The sequence below is a fragment of the Staphylococcus carnosus genome, from assembly GCF_900458435.1.
Lineage (GTDB): Bacteria > Bacillota > Bacilli > Staphylococcales > Staphylococcaceae > Staphylococcus > Staphylococcus carnosus.
On the sequence record NZ_UHCT01000002.1, the window covers coordinates 1 to 5450 of the forward strand.

7 protein-coding genes are annotated in these 5450 nt (G+C 28.1%); all 7 read left to right on the forward strand.

The annotated features are described in order from the left end of the window. On the forward strand, window positions 1-519 hold a 519-nt coding region (locus DYE31_RS12575; RefSeq protein WP_115314413.1), incomplete at its 5' end, for a CadD family cadmium resistance transporter. 18 nt (window positions 520-537) lie between these two features. Beyond that, window positions 538-885 (forward strand): ArsR/SmtB family transcription factor, encoded by a 348-nt coding sequence (locus DYE31_RS12580; RefSeq protein WP_010891100.1) that lies wholly within the window; start codon window positions 538-540, stop codon window positions 883-885. Between the two features lie 233 nt (window positions 886-1118). Beyond that, on the forward strand, window positions 1119-2042 hold the full coding sequence (locus tag DYE31_RS12590; RefSeq protein ID WP_115314415.1) for a protein rep: 924 nt from the start codon (window positions 1119-1121) through the stop codon (window positions 2040-2042). A 1019-nt stretch (window positions 2043-3061) separates the two neighbouring features. Beyond that, window positions 3062-3511, forward strand: a complete 450-nt coding sequence (locus DYE31_RS12600) for a hypothetical protein (protein WP_115314417.1) — start codon at window positions 3062-3064, stop codon at window positions 3509-3511. 262 nt (window positions 3512-3773) lie between these two features. Beyond that, complete coding sequence (locus tag DYE31_RS12605; protein WP_107640938.1) at window positions 3774-4391, forward strand: CadD family cadmium resistance transporter; 618 nt, start codon at window positions 3774-3776, stop codon at window positions 4389-4391. A gap of 18 nt (window positions 4392-4409) precedes the next feature. After that, window positions 4410-4757 carry an ArsR/SmtB family transcription factor gene (locus tag DYE31_RS12610; protein ID WP_010891100.1) on the forward strand — a complete coding sequence of 116 codons (348 nt, stop codon included), beginning with the start codon at window positions 4410-4412 and terminating at the stop codon, window positions 4755-4757. Window positions 4758-4990: 233 nt separating this feature from the next. Beyond that, window positions 4991-5450 (forward strand): protein rep (locus DYE31_RS12620; protein WP_160149098.1); only part of this gene is annotated, 460 nt, incomplete at its 3' end.

The window sequence follows — 5450 nt, forward strand, 5'->3', positions numbered from 1 at the left end:
AAAGAATATCGAGATATTTATATTGGTCAATATGTAGGATCTGTGGCATTGATTGTCATAAGTTTATTCTTTGCCTTTGTCTTAAATTATGTTCCTGAAAAATGGATATTAGGATTATTAGGGTTAATACCGATTTATTTAGGAATTAAAGTGGCTATTTATGGTGATAGTGACGGAGAAGAGAGAGCTAAAAAAGAATTGAATGAAAAAGGGTTGTCTAAATTAGTTGGTACAATTGCAATTGTTACGATAGCAAGTTGTGGTGCTGATAATATCGGTGTATTTGTTCCCTATTTTGTAACATTAAGTGTTACTAATTTATTAATTACTTTGTTTGTCTTTTTAATTTTAATTTTCTTCTTGGTATTTACTGCACATAAATTAGCTAATATTCCAGGAGTTGGAGAAATTGTTGAGAGATTTGGTCGTTGGATTATGGCTGTTATTTATATAGCTTTAGGTTTATTTATTATTATAGAAAATGACACTATTCAAACAATTTTAGGATTTATATTTTAATTTAGGGTGTGATTTCATATGAGTTATGAAAATGCTTGTGATGTGATCTGTGTACATGAGGATAAAGTTAACAATGCTTTAAGTTTTTTAGAAGATGATAAATCTAAGAAATTACTTAACATTTTAGAAAAAATTTGTGATGAGAAGAAATTGAAAATTATATTATCTTTGATTAAAGAAGATGAGTTGTGTGTTTGTGATATTTCTTTGATATTGAAAATGAGTGTTGCTTCAACTTCACATCATTTAAGACTTTTATATAAAAATGATGTACTTGATTTTTATAAAAAGGGAAAGATGGCATATTATTTTATTAAAGACGATGAAATAAGAGAATTTTTCTCTAAAAATCAGGAGGGTTTTTGAAACGAGTGAAACGAGTTTCTTCTTGTCTTGATAATAAGGGTAACTATTGCCGGCGAGGCTAGTTACCCTTAAAGTGTTGATATGACTGCTTTCAAACACAAAAAAAGTTGCTTTTCCGTACCTATTAATGTATCGTTTTAAATGACTAGTAAAAAACATACATAGAAAGGGGAAAAAGCAACTTTTTTATTATCATAGTTTGTGAAAACTAAGTTGTTTTTATGTGTTATAACATGGAAAAGTATACTGAGAAAAAACAAAGAAATCAAGTATTTCAGAAATTTATTAAACGTCATATTGGAGAGAATCAAATGGATTTAGTTGAAGATTGTAATACATTTCTGTCTTTTGTAGCTGATAAAACTTTAGAAAAACAGAAATTATATAAAGCTAATTCTTGTAAAAATCGATTTTGTCCTGTCTGTGCTTGGAGAAAAGCCAGAAAAGATGCGTTGGGTTTATCCTTGATGATGCAATATATTAAGCAGCAAGAGAAAAAAGAGTTTATCTTTTTAACTTTAACTACACCTAACGTAATGAGTGATGAATTAGAAAATGAAATAAAACGTTACAATAATTCTTTTAGAAAACTTATAAAAAGAAAAAAAGTAGATAGTGTTATAAAGGGATATGTTCGTAAGTTAGAGATTACATATAATAAAAAAAGAGATGATTATAACCCTCATTTTCACGTGTTAATTGCAGTAAATAAATCGTATTTCACAGATAAAAGATATTATATTAGTCAACAAGAATGGTTAGATTTATGGCGTGATGTAACAGGTATTTCAGAAATCACACAAGTTCAAGTTCAAAAAATAAGACAAAATAATAATAAAGAGTTATATGAAATGGCTAAGTATTCTGGTAAAGATAGTGATTATTTAATAAATCAAAAAGTATTTGATGTATTCTATAAATCACTTAAAGGTAAACAGGTATTAGTTTATTCAGGATTATTTAAACAGGCTAAAAAGAAATTAAAAAATGGGGATTTAGATTACTTAAAAGAAATTGATCCAACCGAATATATCTATCAAATTTTTTATATTTGGAAACAAAAAGAGTATTTAGCTAGTGAACTATATGACTTAACAGAACAAGAAAAAAGAGAAATTAATCACAAAATGATAGACGAAATCGAGGAAGAACAATAACAAAATATAAGTGCTAACAGCTGACCTCCCGATAACACCATGTAGTTATTGGGAGGTCAGCTGTTGAATTATGCACGAGTATTTTAAAAGTTATTGTGATGACGACGCTAAACGATTATCAAAAGTATAATGTTAAAATGCTTTATTATACTAACGTTATATAAACATTATGCTTTCGTTATACAAATTTTAACCCTGTTAGGAACTATAAAAAATCATGAAAATTTTAATTTGCATGTAACTGGGCAGTGTCTTAAAAATCGACACTGGAGTTGCTCAAATTTTTGTTTTTGAAAATAGCATATATTTATTTGGCTCATATTTGCGTTTTAAAAGCGTATATAAGTTTTTGGATATAAAACTATATGATTTACGCCTAATTCTTCAAAATACCCTTTAAAATTCAAAATAAGAGCATAAAAAAATGAAAGCTACCCCAGATAAAGTGAGGTAGCTTTTTCTTTCATACGGTCTATTTATTTTTCTTTCGACGCCGTATCGTCGATGTAATTCAAAAAAGTTATGGGCTATAAATCTACATCACTTTTTCAAGAATGTAGTAGCAATATTCAAGACAAATTAATTTTTATAACTGCTCGGAATATCTCAAGCCGTTTCTTTAATTTTGAAATAAAAAAATCGACGAAGGTCGATTATGGTTTTTGCACGCGTTCTTTTAGAACGCATAAGTGCGCCCTTACGGGATTTAACTAGATTATAACGACGAATTTTAGACCTGTAAAGTAATAACAATCGGGTCTACCAGGTAGATAAAGTGTACAAAGTAGACCCGAAAAATTTATTTATTTTGAAGATTTTTCGTAGATATAATTTGCTAATAAACTTGCCAGAATTGAATAAAGAAAAATGGTTAAACTCATAATAATCACTCCATTTAATTTTATCTTTTACTAAATGGAGCTTGATTTTGAGCTCCATAATTTGTTTTAACAAGTTTTAAATTTTGTATACAGGCGTTTTATTTAGGAGTATAAAACTTATTATAGGGAGTTGATATTTTGGGAAGTAATAATGAAGTTGATACAAAAGAAAATGTTTCTTTTGGTTTTGGTTTAGGTGTCGTTTTTATTGTGGCTAGCATTTTAACTTTTTATTTTTATCCGGGTTTAATAACAAGAATGATTTGTGCTCTTTTTGTTTTTATAGGATTTTTTGGGATTGGAAATGAGTTTGAAAAGATTGAGTTGCGTACTCCTTATAAAGTATCTTTAGGTTTTTCTTGTCTAATTTTAGCGTTTTGGGGTGGTGAATATTTTTCTTGGATTTTTATAATATTCATTTCATTTTCTAGTGGAATTTTCTTTTCTGCTTTAGCTGAATATTTAATAATACGTGGTAAAAGTAAAAAAAAGACTGATAAAGGTGTTACTGAAATTGAAGGTGTTTTATCAATTATTGGATCTTTATGTTCTATTATTGGTTTTATTGTCGCTTTGTTAAATCTTTAATTTACTTTTAATAAGTTGTATATGTTTATACGAACATGCTTTTATGCCGAGAAAATTTATTGATGTTGAGAAGAACCCTTAACTAAACTTGAAGACGAATGTCGGCATAGCGTGAGCTATTAAGCCGACCATTCGACAAGTTTTGGGATTGTTAAGGGTTCCGAGGCTCAACGTCAATAAAGCAATTGGAATAAAGCAACTATGATTATTTAAAAAAATAAGCTATAATACATTCAAAAATATTTTTGAATGAGGTGTAATTATGATTCAGACTATTGTAACTGCTGCTATTCTTTATATTGCGACAGCATTAGACTTATTAGTGATTTTATTAATGTTCTTTGCTAGAGCAAAGACTAGGAAAGAATATCGAGATATTTATATTGGTCAATATGTAGGATCTGTGGCATTGATTGTCATAAGTTTATTCTTTGCCTTTGTCTTAAATTATGTTCCTGAAAAATGGATATTAGGATTATTAGGGTTAATACCGATTTATTTAGGAATTAAAGTGGCTATTTATGGTGATAGTGACGGAGAAGAGAGAGCTAAAAAAGAATTGAATGAAAAAGGGTTGTCTAAATTAGTTGGTACAATTGCAATTGTTACGATAGCAAGTTGTGGTGCTGATAATATCGGTGTATTTGTTCCCTATTTTGTAACATTAAGTGTTACTAATTTATTAATTACTTTGTTTGTCTTTTTAATTTTAATTTTCTTCTTGGTATTTACTGCACATAAATTAGCTAATATTCCAGGAGTTGGAGAAATTGTTGAGAGATTTGGTCGTTGGATTATGGCTGTTATTTATATAGCTTTAGGTTTATTTATTATTATAGAAAATGACACTATTCAAACAATTTTAGGATTTATATTTTAATTTAGGGTGTGATTTCATATGAGTTATGAAAATGCTTGTGATGTGATCTGTGTACATGAGGATAAAGTTAACAATGCTTTAAGTTTTTTAGAAGATGATAAATCTAAGAAATTACTTAACATTTTAGAAAAAATTTGTGATGAGAAGAAATTGAAAATTATATTATCTTTGATTAAAGAAGATGAGTTGTGTGTTTGTGATATTTCTTTGATATTGAAAATGAGTGTTGCTTCAACTTCACATCATTTAAGACTTTTATATAAAAATGATGTACTTGATTTTTATAAAAAGGGAAAGATGGCATATTATTTTATTAAAGACGATGAAATAAGAGAATTTTTCTCTAAAAATCAGGAGGGTTTTTGAAACGAGTGAAACGAGTTTCTTCTTGTCTTGATAATAAGGGTAACTATTGCCGGCGAGGCTAGTTACCCTTAAAGTGTTGATATGACTGCTTTCAAACACAAAAAAAGTTGCTTTTCCGTACCTATTAATGTATCGTTTTAAATGACTAGTAAAAAACATACATAGAAAGGGGAAAAAGCAACTTTTTTATTATCATAGTTTGTGAAAACTAAGTTGTTTTTATGTGTTATAACATGGAAAAGTATACTGAGAAAAAACAAAGAAATCAAGTATTTCAGAAATTTATTAAACGTCATATTGGAGAGAATCAAATGGATTTAGTTGAAGATTGTAATACATTTCTGTCTTTTGTAGCTGATAAAACTTTAGAAAAACAGAAATTATATAAAGCTAATTCTTGTAAAAATCGATTTTGTCCTGTCTGTGCTTGGAGAAAAGCCAGAAAAGATGCGTTGGGTTTATCCTTGATGATGCAATATATTAAGCAGCAAGAGAAAAAAGAGTTTATCTTTTTAACTTTAACTACACCTAACGTAATGAGTGATGAATTAGAAAATGAAATAAAACGTTACAATAATTCTTTTAGAAAACTTATAAAAAGAAAAAAAGTAGATAGTGTTATAAAGGGATATGTTCGTAAGTTAGAGATTACATATAATAAAAAAAGAGATGATTATAACCCTCATTTTTCAC